Source organism: Flavihumibacter profundi, from assembly GCF_020076305.1.
GTDB classification, from domain to species: Bacteria; Bacteroidota; Bacteroidia; order Chitinophagales; family Chitinophagaceae; genus Flavihumibacter; species Flavihumibacter profundi.
Genome location: NZ_JAIQXE010000001.1, coordinates 1,463,035 through 1,479,193, shown reverse-complemented (window position 1 = coordinate 1,479,193; position 16,159 = coordinate 1,463,035). Strand labels below are relative to the sequence as shown.

At 42.7% G+C, this 16,159-nt stretch carries 15 protein-coding genes; 10 read left to right on the top strand and 5 right to left on the bottom strand.

Features of this window, described 5'->3' with window-relative positions; all coding sequences use genetic code 11:
• Positions 1-33: 33 nt before the first annotated feature.
• The gene (locus tag LAQ65_RS06390) at positions 34-327 is read left to right on the top strand and encodes a DUF952 domain-containing protein (RefSeq protein ID WP_224116114.1); all 294 of its coding nucleotides are present in this window, start codon (positions 34-36) and stop codon (positions 325-327) included.
• 71 nt (positions 328-398) lie between these two features.
• On the opposite strand, the gene LAQ65_RS21150 is transcribed toward LAQ65_RS06390, so the two are convergent.
• Positions 399-545: a M15 family metallopeptidase gene (locus LAQ65_RS21150; RefSeq protein WP_224116113.1), complete on the bottom strand. Its 147-nt coding sequence runs from the start codon at positions 543-545 to the stop codon at positions 399-401.
• A 123-nt stretch (positions 546-668) separates the two neighbouring features.
• The gene (locus LAQ65_RS06380) at positions 669-1,043 is read right to left on the bottom strand and encodes a M15 family metallopeptidase domain-containing protein (protein WP_224116112.1); all 375 of its coding nucleotides are present in this window, start codon (positions 1,041-1,043) and stop codon (positions 669-671) included.
• Positions 1,044-1,072: 29 nt separating this feature from the next.
• On the opposite strand from LAQ65_RS06380, the gene LAQ65_RS06375 reads away from it, so the two are divergent.
• Genes LAQ65_RS06375 through LAQ65_RS06365 form a run of 3 tightly spaced genes read left to right on the top strand, consistent with a single transcriptional unit; the run spans position 1,073 to position 4,552 of the window.
• Positions 1,073-2,791 carry a L,D-transpeptidase family protein gene (locus LAQ65_RS06375; RefSeq protein WP_224116111.1) on the top strand — a complete coding sequence of 573 codons (1,719 nt, stop codon included), beginning with the start codon at positions 1,073-1,075 and terminating at the stop codon, positions 2,789-2,791.
• 3 nt (positions 2,792-2,794) lie between these two features.
• Positions 2,795-3,247 (top strand): septal ring lytic transglycosylase RlpA family protein, encoded by a 453-nt coding sequence (locus LAQ65_RS06370; protein WP_224116110.1) that lies wholly within the window; start codon positions 2,795-2,797, stop codon positions 3,245-3,247.
• Between the two features lie 57 nt (positions 3,248-3,304).
• Positions 3,305-4,552 carry an OmpA family protein gene (locus LAQ65_RS06365; protein WP_224116109.1) on the top strand — a complete coding sequence of 416 codons (1,248 nt, stop codon included), beginning with the start codon at positions 3,305-3,307 and terminating at the stop codon, positions 4,550-4,552.
• 67 nt (positions 4,553-4,619) lie between these two features.
• On the opposite strand, the gene LAQ65_RS06360 is transcribed toward LAQ65_RS06365, so the two are convergent.
• A complete protein-coding gene (locus LAQ65_RS06360; RefSeq protein ID WP_224116108.1) occupies positions 4,620-7,028 on the bottom strand; it encodes a penicillin-binding protein 1A in 2,409 nt (802 codons plus the stop codon).
• 24 nt (positions 7,029-7,052) lie between these two features.
• Complete coding sequence (porW, locus tag LAQ65_RS06355; protein WP_224116107.1) at positions 7,053-10,034, bottom strand: type IX secretion system periplasmic lipoprotein PorW/SprE; 2,982 nt, start codon at positions 10,032-10,034, stop codon at positions 7,053-7,055.
• Between the two features lie 120 nt (positions 10,035-10,154).
• Between porW and LAQ65_RS06350 the strand changes: the two genes are divergently transcribed.
• The 4 genes from LAQ65_RS06350 (at position 10,155) to LAQ65_RS06335 (ending at position 12,109) form a co-directional block, all read left to right on the top strand.
• The gene (locus LAQ65_RS06350) at positions 10,155-10,550 is read left to right on the top strand and encodes a hypothetical protein (protein WP_224116106.1); all 396 of its coding nucleotides are present in this window, start codon (positions 10,155-10,157) and stop codon (positions 10,548-10,550) included.
• A gap of 11 nt (positions 10,551-10,561) precedes the next feature.
• Positions 10,562-10,984, top strand: a complete 423-nt coding sequence (locus LAQ65_RS06345; RefSeq protein ID WP_224116105.1) for a bactofilin family protein — start codon at positions 10,562-10,564, stop codon at positions 10,982-10,984.
• 96 nt (positions 10,985-11,080) lie between these two features.
• On the top strand, positions 11,081-11,482 hold the full coding sequence (locus LAQ65_RS06340) for a hypothetical protein (RefSeq protein ID WP_224116104.1): 402 nt from the start codon (positions 11,081-11,083) through the stop codon (positions 11,480-11,482).
• A 3-nt stretch (positions 11,483-11,485) separates the two neighbouring features.
• A complete protein-coding gene (locus LAQ65_RS06335) occupies positions 11,486-12,109 on the top strand; it encodes a SprT-like domain-containing protein (protein WP_224116103.1) in 624 nt (207 codons plus the stop codon).
• A 585-nt stretch (positions 12,110-12,694) separates the two neighbouring features.
• Here the strand turns inward: LAQ65_RS06335 and LAQ65_RS06330 are convergent.
• Positions 12,695-13,186: a GNAT family N-acetyltransferase gene (locus tag LAQ65_RS06330; RefSeq protein ID WP_224116102.1), complete on the bottom strand. Its 492-nt coding sequence runs from the start codon at positions 13,184-13,186 to the stop codon at positions 12,695-12,697.
• 206 nt (positions 13,187-13,392) lie between these two features.
• Between LAQ65_RS06330 and LAQ65_RS06325 the strand changes: the two genes are divergently transcribed.
• On the top strand, positions 13,393-15,690 hold the full coding sequence (locus LAQ65_RS06325) for a TonB-dependent receptor (protein ID WP_224116101.1): 2,298 nt from the start codon (positions 13,393-13,395) through the stop codon (positions 15,688-15,690).
• Between the two features lie 32 nt (positions 15,691-15,722).
• Positions 15,723-16,109, top strand: coding sequence for a hypothetical protein (locus LAQ65_RS06320; protein WP_224116100.1), 387 nt, complete (start codon positions 15,723-15,725; stop codon positions 16,107-16,109).
• Positions 16,110-16,159: the final 50 nt, after the last annotated feature.

The window sequence follows — 16,159 nt, the reverse complement described above, 5'->3', positions numbered from 1 at the left end:
CAATTGCATTTACGCGTTAAGCAATAAAAAACGATGATATATCATATAGCCTACAAAAGAGAATGGGACTTAGCCCTTACCATGGGCTATTATGAAACCAGTTCATTGATTGACGAGGGATTTATCCATGCTTCAGAAGATAGCCAGGTCGCGGCCACCCTGGAACGATATTATGCCGATAAAACCGGATTGGTAAAATTAGTTATCGATCCTTCACTTTTACGCAGCCAGCTGATACACGAATGGTCTCCCTCGAATAAAGAAACATTTCCGCATATATACGGTCCAATTAATATTGAAGCTGTTACTGCTGTTATTGAAATCTAATCATGTTCCAGTTTTCTTAGCTGGCTGAATTTGAAATTCAGAATATCAAACCTTCCTTCGTTTGGCCAGCTTTAATGCCACCATTCCGTTTTCATTGCTTTAGAGCCATGAGTTCCCATTACTGTCTTTAGCTTTTTCCTGTTTGAAAATATATATTCCGGCAACTGCCTGGAGTTGTTATGTGCTGAATCACTGAAATTATCAAACGAAGTTCCCATCGGTTATTCTTGTCCACTTCGTGTATCCAGCAACGTTAAATCTATTGAGATTCCACGGTTATGTCCACTTCCTTTGGCCGGGTTTGCCGTGTAACGCTCATCTCAGACAATATTCCACATCAGTTAAGTAGCGTCATAAGGCCGGTAAGCGTCATAAACTTTTACCCCGATTCCCTCTTTTTGCAATGCTTCAAAGATTTCCCGCAGGGCACTTGCCGCCGGCAGCCGCAAAAAACTGTAATACATTTTAGCCGGGTACAATACCTGGTGTGTGAAATTGTCTTTTTTACTGTATTTCAGGTCAAATACCAGGTTTGGTATATAGTTTGTTAAATCGACCATCCGTTGATTCGGATCAGTGCTGACAACCTCCCGGAATTTTTTCACATCTTGCATTATGGTAATCGTCGTATTTTTTGTTGCCTGGCCAAAGCTGCTGTTGCAAAATACCGGCAATCCAGAGAGAAGCAAATGAAACTGAATAAGTATATTGTACATGTTTGGTCTGGTTTTAGAAAATGAAAATAATGAATCTGCATTTTAAGATGTTCAAAAGAAAAGTATTGTTCAACCATGTGTTGATGGCAGTTTTTTTTCCTATAATATTTGCAATAATCCCTTCCTGTAAAAATGCCACCCCCCAAAAAGCACCGGATGAAGTGGTAATTGTAAATAAGCCGGAAGAGGTGCAACCAAAAGCAAATGAACAACTCAATAAATTGGTTTCATTTCTTGAGGCTTCAGAAGGTAAGCTGAATGATTCAACCCAAATTGCCAATTACCACCTTTTATCCCGGCTTTATGAAACCGGCGATTTCCAGCCGTTGTGGAGCAATGCAGCTCAATGGTTGCCAGCAGGGGATACCTTATTCACGCTAATCAGTAAATCAAAAGAATATGGCCTGTTCCCATCTGATTATCATTTCCCGGCTATTTTATCGGCACGCAATAAAATTGTAATAGACACAATAAACCGGAAGAACATTGCCTTATGGACCAGGACCGATATTTTAATGACGGATGCCTTCTTCCAAATGGCCAGACATTTGAAGTTCGGCCACCTTGAAAGAGATAGTACCACCCTCAGGCCCGATTCTGTTTTCAGGGATGAAGAACTGGTTAGGTTATTAAAGGAAGCGCTCGTTACAAACCAGATCAGGCAATCACTCGAAGCATTGGAGCCAACCCTTGCTGGTTACAAGGCAATCCGCCAAGCATTGCCCGCTTTTCTTGATTCGGTTAAGTTTAAAGAATATACCTATATAATTTATCCCAATAAAGATTCACTGGAAGTAATAAGCCAGGTTGCCAAAAGATTGCAGGAAGCAGGAATACTGGATAAAAATTGGGACTCCGCTGATACATTAAAGTATAAATTGGCAGTCAGGCAATATCAGCAAAAAAATGGTATCCGTACTACAGGGATTGCTGCGGAACAAACAATCGGGAGCCTGAATAATACCAATTGGGAAAAATTCAAGCGGATTGTTATTAACCTTGACCGGTATAAACAACTCGGCACGCAAATGCCCGAGACTTACTTGTGGGTTAACCTGCCAGCATACCAGCTTTCTGTTATTGATGCCGATACCCTTGTTTTGCAATCAAAAATAATAGTCGGGGCACCAAAAACCCGTACACCAGTGCTGACCAGTGAAATTGTGAATTTTATAACTTATCCACAATGGACAGTGCCGTACAGTATCATTTTTAAGGAAATGCTCCCCAAAATCCAAAAGAGTATCGATTATCTTGATAAGCAAAACCTGATGGTGGTCGATAAAAATGATAGTGTGATCAATCCGGCTTCCATTGATTGGTTTAAACTGAATAAGGAACATTTTCCATACCTGCTCCGCCAGCGCCAGGGCGATGATAATTCACTTGGTTTAATGAAGTTCAACTTTCGTAATAAATATGATGTTTACCTCCATGATACCAACGCGAGGGGATTGTTTTCTCGCAGCATAAGATCGCTTAGCCATGGATGTGTCCGTGTACAGGAATGGGAAAAATTATCTGATTTCTTGGTACGGAACAATGAAATAAGATACCCCCCCGATACGTTAAAAGCCTGGATTAACCGCCAAGAGAAGCATGTTATAACTGATTTTTTGCATGTTCCAATATTTATACGATATTTTACTTGTGAAGGACAGGATAATAAAATCAGGTTTTATGAGGATATTTATGAAGATGACCGCCTGCTTTCCCAACGGTATTTCAGGTCCAAACCAATTAACTGATCTATGAAATTCCTTCCAAGAATGATCATTGCGCTGGGTTTGTTGTATACCGGAACGGTTACTGCCCAAACTACAGACCAAAGCCCGGTACCTGCTAAAAAGAAAAGAAAGGTCAGCAACGCAAAAATTCAATATGGCACCGCCAGTTTTTATTCGAATAAGTTCAATGGAAGAAAAACAGCTAACGGAGAAGTATATGACAGTAAGAAAATGACTGGAGCGCATAATGGATTACCGTTAGGGACCTGGGTAAAAGTAACTAACCAGCGCAACCATAAATCAGTTATTGTAAAAATCAACGACCGATTACATTATAAAAATCCCCGCCTTATTGACTTATCAGGATCTGCTGCAAAAAAATTGGGATACACAGGTCATGGACTTGCAAAAGTGAAACTGGAGGTACTTGGCAAGCAGATGCCTGCTGATCTTACAGCTAATCATATTAATAAATAATTTTAACACTTACCTGTTAGGGTCTATTTTTGCCCCTTGGTTACCAAAAAACGCGTTATGAAAAAAGTTATTTTTTCATTGGTTACTTTATGTTGCATTTTTTCGGCAGCTTTTGCCCAACCCTATGAATACCTGAAGAGGCCAGCAGTTGGGATCCATTTATTTGCTGTTGATTTTGCAACCCCCCAAAAGATAAAAAACTCCTCCCTGAATGATGTACTCAAAAATCATGAGTGGACGAAGCCCGGTGATATGAATTATGGGCTTGCATTTAACTATATGCGTGGACTTACCAACCATTTTGATTTTTCAACTTCTATGGGATTAACTTTTGTTGAATACCCAATTAAGGGTAAATCGCAAAGTTATTCGAACGCACTGATAGAATGGGATGCGATGGCCTTTGCGAAAATGTTTTCTGATAAACACCTTATATCACCTTACTTGTCTGCAGGTATTGGTGCTTCTGAATGGAGTGGTTACTGGGGGGCGATTATCCCGGTTGGAGTTGGTATGCAGGTAAACATCAGTAATGAAGCATTTGTACTGATCAACTCACAGTACCGCATTGGTGTAACACCCACAACCTCTGACCATTTTTACCACAGCATTGGTATCGCCGGTAATGTAGGCAAGAAGAAAGAAGTAAAAGTAATCCCACCACCACCGCCACCGGTTGTTATTCAAAAGGATGCTGATTCGGACGGCGATGGAATTGCCGATAAAGAAGATAAATGCCCGACTGTGCCTGGGATTGCCCGTTACCAGGGTTGTCCTATACCTGATACTGATAACGACGGCATAAATGATGAAGAAGATAAATGTATAGATGTAGCAGGTTTGGCCCGTTACCAGGGTTGCCCAATACCGGACCGAGATAATGATGGTGTAAATGATGAGGAAGACAAATGTCCGGATGTTGCAGGTCCAATCGACAATGGTGGTTGCCCTAAATTGGAAACCGCCAAGTTTAATGCTGCCGCAGTGCAGTTTGTATTAGGCAGTGCAAAACTTACACCAGCTGCCAAAAAGACATTGGATGAAGGTGCAAATATCCTCAATGTTCAATATCCTCAATTGAAAGTTGAAGTTGCTGGTCATACAGACAATACCGGAAGTGTTGAATTCAACAGGAAACTCAGCGAAAAGCGTGCACAATCGGTAATTAATTACCTTGTTTCCAGGGGTGTAAGTGCAGACCGATTAACAGCAGTGGGATACGGACAAGACCAGCCTATAGCTGAAAACAATACAAGCGCCGGAAGAACCAAGAATCGCAGGGTTGAATTTAAAGTAAGCCAATAATTGAACAGGTTATAAATATAAAAGAGGCTGTTATTTTAAGGCAGCCTCTTTTATATTTATACTTTAATTAGTTTTCTTCCTTTTTACGCCCACCAAATAGTTTTTTAAAGAATCCTTTTTTTTCCTTTTTGGGTGGCTCCGCCATAGGGAATTTATCCAGGTTTTTTTTCTCATCTTTCTTGTTGGCCTCCTTTAATACATTCTCTTCTTCCTGGTTTAATTTGGATTCAACTGGAACATTATTGGTATCGGGCTCAGATAGGTACTGGTCGGCACCACCATTTCCCTGGTCGATGCCTTCTGCGCCTGGAGGCGGCGACTGGTCAATGATATTCATGTAATCGTACATCGCTTCATTGCGCATTTGTTCAGGTTGTGCAAATCGCGACTCTTTATCAATGCCAAGGGTTTTATCCGCATAAACCTTTTGGAAGAAATATTCCCAAATTGGCAAAGCTGCCCGACCACCGTAACCCAGCGCATTTTCAAGTCGTATAAACCGATCATCGCACCCGATCCAGGTACCACCTAATAATTGAGGGGTAAATCCTATAAACCAGGCATCAGCATTGTCATTGGTTGTGCCGGTTTTTCCGGCCATTTCAGTAGCACCCAAACGTGCACGTAAGCCTGCCGCTGTACCTACTTCTACGGGTCCACCAAGCATTTTAGTGGTGGTATAGGCAGCGGACTCACTGATCACCTGGTTCATTTTTGTCTGGAAGCTTTCCAATACATTGCCATTACGGTCTTCAATCCGGGTAATATAAATAGGTTGGGTGCTGAATCCGCGGTTAGCAAACATGGTATATCCATAAAGCATTTCATACATTGAAAGATCTACCGCACCCAGGCAAATGGAAGGGTAAGCTTCCATTTTTGAATTGATATTGATATTGTGGAGGAACTCAACAAATCGTTTTGGTCCTATCTGCTTCATGATATAAGCGGTGGCGCAGTTTAAGGAATAAGTGAGGGCACTGGCCATAGTAACTGTATTGCCTTTACATTCTCCTTTCGCCGGAACCATTCCATAGCCCGGGAAATTCTGGGCTACGTTTTGCACCGGGGTTTCAGGTGTGAAGCCGGCTTCTTCAATGGCTTCGCAATAGAGGAAGGGTTTGATGGAAGAACCCACCTGCCTTTTGGTTTCTATATTTACGTGGTCGTATTTATAGTTTTTAAAATCGATGCCCCCTACCCAGGCTTTCACTTCACCGGTTAAGGGGTCCATAACCATGAATGAAGTCTGAAGCATCTGACGGTGGTATTTGATTGAATCCATAGGCGTCATCACTGTATCCTTTTCCCGCTTGGAATTCCAGGCAAAGATTTTCATTGGCACTTTTTGGTTGAAGCTGGCCTTCAATTCCTCATCACTCATTCCATCGTCCTTCCCGTTCTCCCATCGGTCACTTTGTTTCATCGCAGTTACCAGCACATTGTTATGCTCTTTCCAGATCGTTCCTTTCTTCAATGAATTCTGTTCATTCAATGCTTTTTGGAGGTTAGGCATATGCTTTGCCACTGCTTCTTCAGCATATAGTTGCATCCGGGGATTAATTGTGGTGTAAATCCTTAAGCCATCCTTATATATATCATAGGGATCGCCGGTAGCCGGATTTGTATGTTCTTTGCACCATTTTTTTATATCGCCGCGCACCACTTCCCTTAAATAGGGAGCAAGGCCTGTATTTTCATCGAGCCTTTTATAATTAAGGGTAATAGGCAGTAATTTGATTCTATTGGCTTCTGCTTCTGTGAGGTAACTGTTTTCGCCCATTTTGGTGATTACATGGTTCCTTCGCATTAGCGCTGGCTTGGGATTTCTACGTGGATTGAATATAGTAGGTCCGTTTACCATTCCCACCAGGACTGCCGCTTCCTCAACATTTAACCGGTCAGGTTCCTTGCTGAAAAAGGTAATTGACGCATTCCTGATGCCGTAAACATTATCACTAAACGGCACCACATTAAGATAAAGTGCAAGGATTTCCTGCTTTGTAAAATTCCTTTCCAGTTTTATGGCAATTATCCATTCCTTTAATTTCTGGATTACCCTTGCGAACGGATTGGTGGCCCTTTCTTCAAACATATTCAGCGCGAGTTGCTGGGTAATTGTAGACCCGCCGCCCTTAGTTCCCAGGAATGCAATGGCTCGTGCCACACCTTTTCCATCAATACCCGAATGTTCATAAAACCTCTCATCTTCTGTCGCTACAAGGGCATTGATAACATGTTTGGAAATGTCTCTGTATTCTACATTGCTCCTGTTCCCTTTTTCCCGGAAATATTTACCCATAAGGGTTCCGTCTGCAGCATATACCTCTGTGGCCTGCAGGATGGATGGATTTTCCAGTTCGCTGAGTGAAGGCAGTTTGCCAAACAGCCCAAAGTTGATCAGTAAAATCAACAAAGCAAATCCAGCTAAGCCAATAAAAAATATTTTCCAAAAGACCTTTACGGTTTGTTTCATAAGTATTCTGCTTAGTATAAAATTTTAAAATTGATCGGGAAATAGTTGTTTTAGAAAGTCACGGTAAGCTGGCAGGTTTTTATTACTGATCAACAGGTCCATATTATCCTGTGCAACCGGCAAGAAATAATATTTATTTCCTTTTAACCACGGGATAATCTCTTTCGGGGCGAGGTCTTTTGCTTGTTTTATATACTGTAATGCAGCTTCTTCATTTGGCATACCACTAATTGAAACAAGTTTTACCTGGTCGGACAAACTAACGATAACAACATTGGTTGTTATATTGTAATACCTTTCCTTATTATACCTGATAAAAGCATTCCTGGCTTCATTCACATAAACAGGATCAACCTGGTCAAGGACCAATACTACATAATGGGGTTGTGCCGCATGGCGATTAAATACACTATTTGCCGGCACTAAAGGCGCTGCTTTTTTCAAAAGACTGCTGTCAGTAACTGGTTTATTTTTTGCAGGTGCGGCAATCGGAGCTACGGCCTTGATTGCACGGACTGTGTCTGCAGTAACTGGTGCTTTTTCAGGAGCAGCAGCAGGCGGAAGTTTTGTCTCCTCAGGTAGTTTAACAGTGCTGTCTTCAGCAGGCCTTTCAATTTGCAGGTTATTGAGGTATTGTTCTATTTCCGCCCGCCTTTTTAAAACGCTGATCATGTTGGTAGCCCTTTCGGCAAGCAGATGCTCCGGGAATTGTGAAACAATCTGTCCCAGTGTTTGAATAGCCTGGCCATCCTGCCTGTTCTTTATTTCAAATACAGATTCAATATACAACAGCTGTGGTGTCCAGTAATGGGTGCCAAATGTACTATCGGCCCTGTTTTTTGCTGCAATAGCTGCGGTGAATTTACCTTCAATATATAAATCATATACCTCGTTATAAGCGCTTGTTGCATGCTTTGAAACGGCACTATCGGCTTCCTGCACAGCTCTTGGATCGATGGCCAGCCGTGCCTGGCGGGTATCGGAATACTTATTGGTTAATTTGTCAATGGTTGTGGCCAGAAGGTTTGTTTTGCCAAGTTTGCGGTAACAGACCGAAAGGTTGTACAATATGTCAGGTTCAAGTTTGCTCGCAGGATACCTTAGTTCTGCTTGTTCATATTGTATAGCAGCAGTGGCATAATCCTCCACTTTATTTTGTAATAATAAGCCCAATTGGTATTGTGCCTGTAAGATTGAGTCGTTGGAAACCTGCAGTTTATCCGGACTAATCGGCAACTGTGCAGTTAATTTTTGCAGGCTCAGATTACCGGCATCTGCAGAATCGATTTTCTGTTCACCGGCTGCTATTTCTTTATTGAAAGTAACATTTGATACGCTGCTGCTTCTTCTCCAGTTGTCAGTATTTGGACGGTTACCCCATTTATTTCTGAATTCAGTAAATCCCCTGCTTTTGAGGGAGTTATTGTAAAAATACCATTCGCCCGAACTATAGTCGGTAAAGAGATCAGTTGGCATAGCATTGCCAGATGGAAGAAGTATTGGTCCGCCTACGGTTGGGCCCTGTTCTTCTTCTTTTAATCCCTGTTGTTTTCGCAATTGCTTCAGGTATTTTTTCAGGATTGCATTTCTTTCAGCTTCTGGTAAAGCTGCAAGGTGTTGCAAGCTGTCCTGCCTTTGGATTACTTCATATTGGAGTACCAGTTTGTGCAGCATTTCTTTCCGTTGTTCAATTTCCTGGGATTCGGACTCTGGAAAAATATTTGTTAAAACACTGTCATAATTCCGGCTGGCTGCCTGGTATTCTTGCTGATTAAAATTTACTTCGCCCAGCAGGAGGAAGGACCTGCTTTTCTGCTCTGGATTATTGTTACTGAATTTCACGCTTTTCACAAGGTGAGCCTTTGCATCCGGTAGTCTTTTGCGGCGCACTTCAATTCGGGCCATGGTATAGTAAATGAGATCCCGGTAATTATAATAGCGCTCTTTCTTAGCCATTTTTTCAAGTGAAATCAATGCGGCCTGCCAGTCAACATCCTCCAATCCTGAAATTTCCTGTGCGGCCTGCAATTGTGCGGCTACCTCCATTACAGGATTAAGGGTATGCTGCATACAGTTGCGGAAAGCTTCTTTCGCCAAATCTGGTTTTCCTGCCCTTGAATACAATTGTCCCATCAGGTATTCCCAACGGGCCATTTCCTGTTTATTGCCCGCTGCCGGTAATGCCAATTGCAGGTAATAAGCGGCACTGTCATACTGCGGACGACTATAAAACCAGTATGCAGTCACTTCGGCGAGCTGTGGAGCTAATCTTTTTGGGAAATCGGGGTCGTTCCTAAGGGTTTGGATTAAAGTGGCTGCAGTAACCAGGTCATTACGGGCAATATGCGTGCGGACCAGCCAAATAAGAGCGTCATTCCTGCTGGGCGGTTCAGTAAAGGCCCGGTCAATAATATTCCGTTTTTCAACGGTTGCAACCTTCATGACACTGCCATTTTCATTGGAATTACTTGCAATAACTTTATCATAGCCATCGTCTTCCTTTGGTGAAAAGGCATAGTTCATATACTGGAATGTCATGAATGCCGTATCGAGGGTATTCCGGTAATAATAAGCTTCACCCATCAATAGGTAAATATTGTCCATCCAGTTACTACGGAGGTCGTGGAGGAAAATACCTGCATTTACTTTGTATATGACAGAATCGAGTTCGGTTCGATGTTCTGAAGTACTCTCCAGGGTATAATTGTAAAAGCTAAGCAATTCGGAATACCTGTCGATATGCTGGGCCTTTGCATTATCCAGCACCTGGTTTAGTTTTGCGCGGGCGTTGAAGGCATAATTATAATGAGTGTAGGTATTCTGGAAGAAACGACGGGGTACAGTAAATTTCTTCTCCCCGGTTTTTTCAGCCCTCAGGATACGGTTTTCGTACTTGACTGGCTTTTTTAGGTCGGGATCAAGTGTTGGCTGACCCAGTCCGGGGAAAAAACAGGAAAGGCAAAACAGCAAAGGAATATAATGTCTGATGCCCTTTTGGTTGATCATCTGCGCAAACTAAATTGATAAAAACTCTCCGGCAAGAAAAATATTTTAAAGTTACCTAAATATTTTGGCTCGAATTTTATGTAAGTTGTGTGTGTACATAAAGAAAACAGAACAATTTTAATGCCTGAAAACAATACAAACACCACCTTTAGACGTTTACGTAACAGGTATCGCCTGGTTGTGATGAACGACGACAGCTACGAAGAGGTCGTAACTTTTAAATTGTCCAGGTTAAGTGTGTATATCGGGTTGAGTACAATTTTCGTTTTGCTAACCGGATTAACAGTTGCCTTGATCGTTTTTACGCCCCTTAAGTTGTATATACCCGGTTATGGCAGCGCAAATGCCACCCGGGAACTGCGGCAGTTGAAGATCAGGACTGATTCACTTGAACAGGCGATGGAGTATAAAGACAAGTATTTACAAAGTATAAAAAGCGTTTTGCAGGGAGATGCGACCGTTAAACTGGACACTACCTCCCTTAATATCCCAGCTACTGAAACAACCACAGACTAAAATCCAATGCTATGTTCAACGGAAAATCCAAATCAGAATTCGCTGCCGAGACCAGCGGAAACAGTACAAGTTTGATCGGAAACGGTACCACTCTTAAAGGCGACATCACCAGTAACGGCGACCTCCGTATTGATGGAGTACTTATCGGCAATGTGCACAGTACTGCCAAAGTAGTTATCGGAGCCAACGGTGTAGTAGAAGGTGATATACATGGACTCCAGGCCGATATCATGGGAAAAGTGACCGGTACCATCAAAGTAAAGGAATTGCTACAGTTAAAGGCCAGCGGTGTTGTGAATGGTAATATCCATGCTGGCAAACTGCAAATTGAGCCTGCAGCTACTTTCAATGGGGCCTGTCATATGGGCACACAAGTAGCAGCGCCTTCAGCAGCTGCCATCAGCGAAAAGCAGAAAGACAGCAAGGCTGCTTAGCCTTGCAAGGGCGTATAGCGCTTTGTCCCGGACCCTGTGGGGTTTTGGGGGTGGGAATCATTTGCCCTTATCGATTTGGACATTACCTTTGGGCCAATGGAAAAAGATAAACTATCCGCTAAAAAGGCATTTGTTCCAATTATCCTGATTTTTGTTTTGGTAAATGCTTTTCTCCTGATTTGGAATAAAAGGCTGGAAGAAAATGCTGTAAATACTGTCATTCTACAAGCAGGCAATTTTATATTGTTCCTGATTTTTTTACTTTCAACCTGGCTGCAACATAATGCTATGCGCAACAAATCAACGTCGATATTCCTGCGCAATGTTTACAGTGGCATGTTGTTAAAACTATTTGGTTGCGCCATTGCAGCTTTCATCTATATATTTATTGCACGTGAGAATGTGAACAAGCCAGCCCTTTTTGGGTGCATGTTCCTCTATATGTTATATACTTTTATTGAATTGCGTGTGGTGCTTAAGCAATCCAAGTCTGCCTGATCCATGCCACGAAAGGAGTATCCTTTACAACAATTATCCCATTTTTTACCTGCCGGTTCCTTTGAACTCATTGCGGGCTATCTGCATGAACATAAGGTCCATTTAACAATAACAAGGGAAAGACGTACTGTATTGGGCGATTACCGGCATGCATTGCGGGACAGAAATCACCGGATCAGTATTAATGGAAACCTAAACCCATACGCTTTCCTGATAACACTCGTGCATGAACTGGCCCACCTGGTTACATTCGAAACACATGGCCACAGGGTATCGGCTCACGGGAAAGAATGGAAACAACTCTACAGGGTTTTGCTGCAACAATTCCTGGGCAGGCAGATATTTCCCGCTGATGTGGAACAAGCTCTTTTAAGAAGCCTCCATAACCTGCCGGCAAGCAGTTGTGCAGATGAACCTTTGATGCGGATATTGCGCAATCATGACCATCCCGATGATAGGGGTATTATGGTAGAGGAATTACCTGAAGGAGCATTGTTTGCCATCGATGGCGGACGTATATTCAAAAAGGGTAAAAAGCTGAGAAAGCGCTACCAGTGCAAGGAAGTGGCAACAGGAAAATTGTATTTATTCAGTGGTTTGTATGAAGTTGAGCAGGCCAGTGCCTGAACAGTTTCGCTGATCGGGACTCACTGGCTAAATATTCCTCCGGACTACCTTTTGTGTGGGCGTATTTCGCAGGTTCTATTAACCGGGATATGTTTGAGCCCATTATTCGTAGTATGAGTCCATTATTCTGGAACATGAGCCCATTATTCCAGGAACATAAGCCCATTAAGTCTTGTCTCCTGATGTAAAATACATCGGGGTTTTTTGCCTGGGTTGGCCATGTCCTGGAAATCGCTGGTGGCGGTCGCCTTCGACATTTTATAGATATCCTGGTTAATAATACAATCATCCGCCCGGGTCGGTTCAGGTGTGGCTGCCTTTGCAAGGGCGAGGTCCCGGCCCAATATGCGATTGCTTTTTCGATGCTGCAGGGATAATCTCAGTGCCTTTCAGTTAGGTTAATTGAGGAGTTCTTCACTTTTACTTGCCGTTATTTTGCCGTTATTTTGCCGTTATTCACAGCAATATCTCAGCATCATGGTATAGTCTGAACTGCACTGAGCGGTTGTTGTTGTCTTTATCCGGATCTTGGCAAAGGTGGATACCCAGGCCATATTCCAATTTTCAGGGGTGGAAAGGACAGATTTAGCTATCCTCCAAATCCTTTAGCATCCAAACATCGCAGCCGAAATGTCCGGAGTTGCCCATTGGTCCATCGAGGTATTTAAATCCAAATTTTTCATAAACGGAAACGGCCTTGCGTAATTCGGGCATGGTTTCAAGGTACACCTGCTTATAGCCCAACTGGCGGGCTGTATCCAGGGCATGTGCAATCAATTTACCTCCGAGGCCCTTTCCCCGGGCTTCTTTCAGCAGGTACATTTTTACCAGTTCACAACAACCCGGTGGTAATCCCTTTGTTGGAAATATTCCTGCACCGCCAAGGATCTGACCGTTTTTAATAGCAACGAAATACGTGCTACCGGGTTGACGGAAAAGTTCAAATAAATGATCAGTGGAATTATCGTAAAATACGGTGCCTGGCTTGTTGGCGCCAAATTCCGCAAGGGAGGAACGAATGATAACAGCTAATGCGGCATTGTCTGCCGGTTCAATAGGCCTGAGGGTAATTATCATGGCCCAAAGCTAGCCAATCAGGCTAAAATGATAGCGAAAACCGAGTAGAAAACTACAAGTGTTGTAAAAATTGCGGCAAGGAAAACTTTATCTGCATTTTTCATATAGCAGGATTTAACCAATAACGTGCCAGATTAATAATTAGTATGGAAATTCTAAGTCATATTTTTATATTTGTCTAAATATAAATTTAGACAAGACTAAAAATGAATTTTCTATTTTTTTTCATGGCATTGCTGGCTGTTCAATTACTTGCAGCACAAAGCCGGTGGATTGCTGGCAGGGTTGTCCAAAAAGGAAACAGTACGGCCATTCCTATGGCAACAATTGCCTGTGAAAATGGTAAGCTGTCTGTTCTTTCAGGGCCATCCGGCCAGTTCAGGATACAATTGCCAGATACAACCGCACAGCTAATTGTATCTGCAGTTGGATATAAGAATATCGCCGTGCCAATAAATTCCGACTCGCTAATAATAGAGCTTCAGCCCAATTTGCGTGAAATGGACGAGGTGGTGATAACTGGTACAATGCGTGCAGTCCAGCGGTCCGCAAGTCCTGTTCCTGTGGAAGTTTATAACCAATCGTTTTTCCGGAAAAACCCAACACCCTCCATTTTTGAATCACTGCAACTGGTAAACGGGGTTCGGCCGCAACTGAATTGTAATGTTTGTAACACAGGGGATATTCATATTAACGGATTGGAAGGCCCTTATACCATGGTGCTGATCGACGGAATGCCTATTGTTAGCAGCCTGGCTTCAGTATATGGACTGCAGGGTATTCCCAATGCCCTTGTAGAAAGGATTGAAATTGTAAAGGGGCCGGCTTCTTCATTATATGGGTCTGAAGCGATTGGCGGATTAATTAATGTAATTACGCGGCAGCCGGGCAAAGCCCCATTAATTTCATTTGAATATAGCGGCAGTTCCTGGCGGGAACACAATTTTGACCTTGGTATGAGGTTAGCTAACCGAAGAAAGAGCCAGACCCTGCTTGGTGTAAACTATTTTAATTTCACCCATCGCTATGATAAAAACCTGGACAACTTCACAGATGTGACCTTGCAAAACAGGGTTTCCCTTTTTGGGAAAACCAGTTTTACCCGGAAGTTCAGCAGGCTGGCGGCTCTTGCCATGCGGTTCATTGCTGAAGACCGGTTTGGCGGGGAAATGCAATGGACCCGGGAGTTTCGTGCTACAGATTCAGTATATGGTGAGCAGATTAGTACTACACGGGGGGAACTGATCGGGAACTACCAGTTACCTTTAATTGAAAAAATAAATTTCCTTTTCTCTGCAAATTTTCACCGGCAAAGATCTGCCTATGGAAAGAACCTTTTTAATGCTGACCAGCGAATAGGGTTTGCCGAATTTACCTGGGAAAAGAAAATGGGTGATGAACACCAGCTTCTTTCGGGTATTGTTGGCCGGTATACAGCCTATGATGATAATACGCCGGCTACAGCCGGCCCAAACGGATCCGGTAACCGTCCCGATAATATATTTTTACCCGGCATTTTTTTGCAGGATGAGATCACCCTTAATAAGCGGCATTTGTTACTGACGGGTTTACGGTACGACTATGATAAAAGACATGGAAATATCTTTACACCGCGGGTAGCCTGGAAATGGTCTTTTTCGGACATGGATTACCTTCGCATTAATGCAGGATCTGGCTTCAGGGTAGTTAACCTTTTTACTGAAGACCATGCAGCCCTTACCGGTGCACGGAAAGTGGAAATAAAGGGAAACCTCAAACCAGAAAAAAGCTATAACCTGAACATAAACTATACGCGGAAACTGATTTTTTCCAAAGGGTATATGAATGTGGAAGCCTCTGGTTGGTACACTTATTTTTCCAACCGGATTTTGCCCGATTACCAAACCGATCCCGATAAAATTATATACGCTAACCTTGATGGGTTCGCCAGGTCAGTCGGCACAAGCCTGAATGTCGAAGCTGCTTTTAAAAGACTTCGCTTTACTGCGGGTTTTACATTGCAGGATGTTTCCCTTGCAACAAAGAATAAATCCGGTGAAACAGAACGTTACAGGCAGTTGCTCACAGAACAATGGTCGGGAACATGGACGCTTAGTTATACCGTGGGAAATAGCGGCTGGTCTGCAGATTATACAGGGAATATTTATGGGCCAATGCTATTACCCCTGGTATCTAACCTTGATCCGAGGAGCCCGGTTTCGCCGGTATGGACGATCCAGAACCTGCAATTGACTAAAAAGGGTAAAGGTATGTGGGAATGGTTCGGCGGAGTAAAAAACCTGCTCAATTTTACCCCACTGGCAAATAACCCTTTTATTATAGCCAGGGCCCATGATCCGTTTGATAAACAGGTGGTCCGCGATAGTAATGGCCAGGTGATCCCCACCACTGAAAATCCTTATGCGCTTAGTTTTGATCCCAATTATGTATATGCGCCAAACCAGGGTCGTAAATTTTTCATAGGCTTCCGTTATGCAATAAACAGGAAAGCTGGAGTGGAATAGTAGCCTTTATTTTTTGTAGCTTTACATTGATTTTGAAAAAAGTAATTACCATATTCTTTTTAACGGTCTACCTGTTGTCCACAACGGAAGCGCATCAATTATTAAAACTACCGGTTGTGTTTGAACACTTCAAAGAACACCGCCAAGAGGATAAAAGTATTTCACTTTTGCATTTCCTGGCTATTCATTACCTGCATGGCAGTCCCAGGGATAAAGATTATGACCGCGACATGCAATTGCCGTTTAAAACTTCTAATGATTGTATCTCAGTTACTGCACCTGCATTTATTCCGTTGTCGGTTGAACTTTCAGTAATTCAACCGGTAGATCTTCCGCAAAAGAAGAACTTTATTATAGACGACCAGTTTATTCTACCCCCATATCTCTCCATTATCTGGCAGCCTCCAAAATCCTGTTAAGAAATTATTATTGTATGGCTTACCTGTCCGAAAGGAGGGTTAATTTGCTG

Excerpts from the sequence above, each read along its gene's own strand:
- LAQ65_RS06390 (WP_224116114.1), top strand. The coding sequence starts at position 34 with ATGATATATCATATAGCCTACAAAAGAGAATGGGACTTAGCCCTTACC.
- LAQ65_RS21150 (WP_224116113.1), bottom strand. The coding sequence starts at position 545 with ATGGGAACTTCGTTTGATAATTTCAGTGATTCAGCACATAACAACTCC.
- LAQ65_RS06380 (WP_224116112.1), bottom strand. The coding sequence starts at position 1,043 with ATGTACAATATACTTATTCAGTTTCATTTGCTTCTCTCTGGATTGCCG.
- LAQ65_RS06375 (WP_224116111.1), top strand. The coding sequence starts at position 1,073 with ATGAATCTGCATTTTAAGATGTTCAAAAGAAAAGTATTGTTCAACCAT.
- LAQ65_RS06370 (WP_224116110.1), top strand. The coding sequence starts at position 2,795 with ATGAAATTCCTTCCAAGAATGATCATTGCGCTGGGTTTGTTGTATACC.
- LAQ65_RS06365 (WP_224116109.1), top strand. The coding sequence starts at position 3,305 with ATGAAAAAAGTTATTTTTTCATTGGTTACTTTATGTTGCATTTTTTCG.
- LAQ65_RS06360 (WP_224116108.1), bottom strand. The coding sequence starts at position 7,028 with ATGAAACAAACCGTAAAGGTCTTTTGGAAAATATTTTTTATTGGCTTA.
- porW (WP_224116107.1), bottom strand. The coding sequence starts at position 10,034 with ATGATCAACCAAAAGGGCATCAGACATTATATTCCTTTGCTGTTTTGC.
- LAQ65_RS06350 (WP_224116106.1), top strand. The coding sequence starts at position 10,155 with ATGCCTGAAAACAATACAAACACCACCTTTAGACGTTTACGTAACAGG.
- LAQ65_RS06345 (WP_224116105.1), top strand. The coding sequence starts at position 10,562 with ATGTTCAACGGAAAATCCAAATCAGAATTCGCTGCCGAGACCAGCGGA.
- LAQ65_RS06340 (WP_224116104.1), top strand. The coding sequence starts at position 11,081 with ATGGAAAAAGATAAACTATCCGCTAAAAAGGCATTTGTTCCAATTATC.
- LAQ65_RS06335 (WP_224116103.1), top strand. The coding sequence starts at position 11,486 with ATGCCACGAAAGGAGTATCCTTTACAACAATTATCCCATTTTTTACCT.
- LAQ65_RS06330 (WP_224116102.1), bottom strand. The coding sequence starts at position 13,186 with ATGATAATTACCCTCAGGCCTATTGAACCGGCAGACAATGCCGCATTA.
- LAQ65_RS06325 (WP_224116101.1), top strand. The coding sequence starts at position 13,393 with ATGAATTTTCTATTTTTTTTCATGGCATTGCTGGCTGTTCAATTACTT.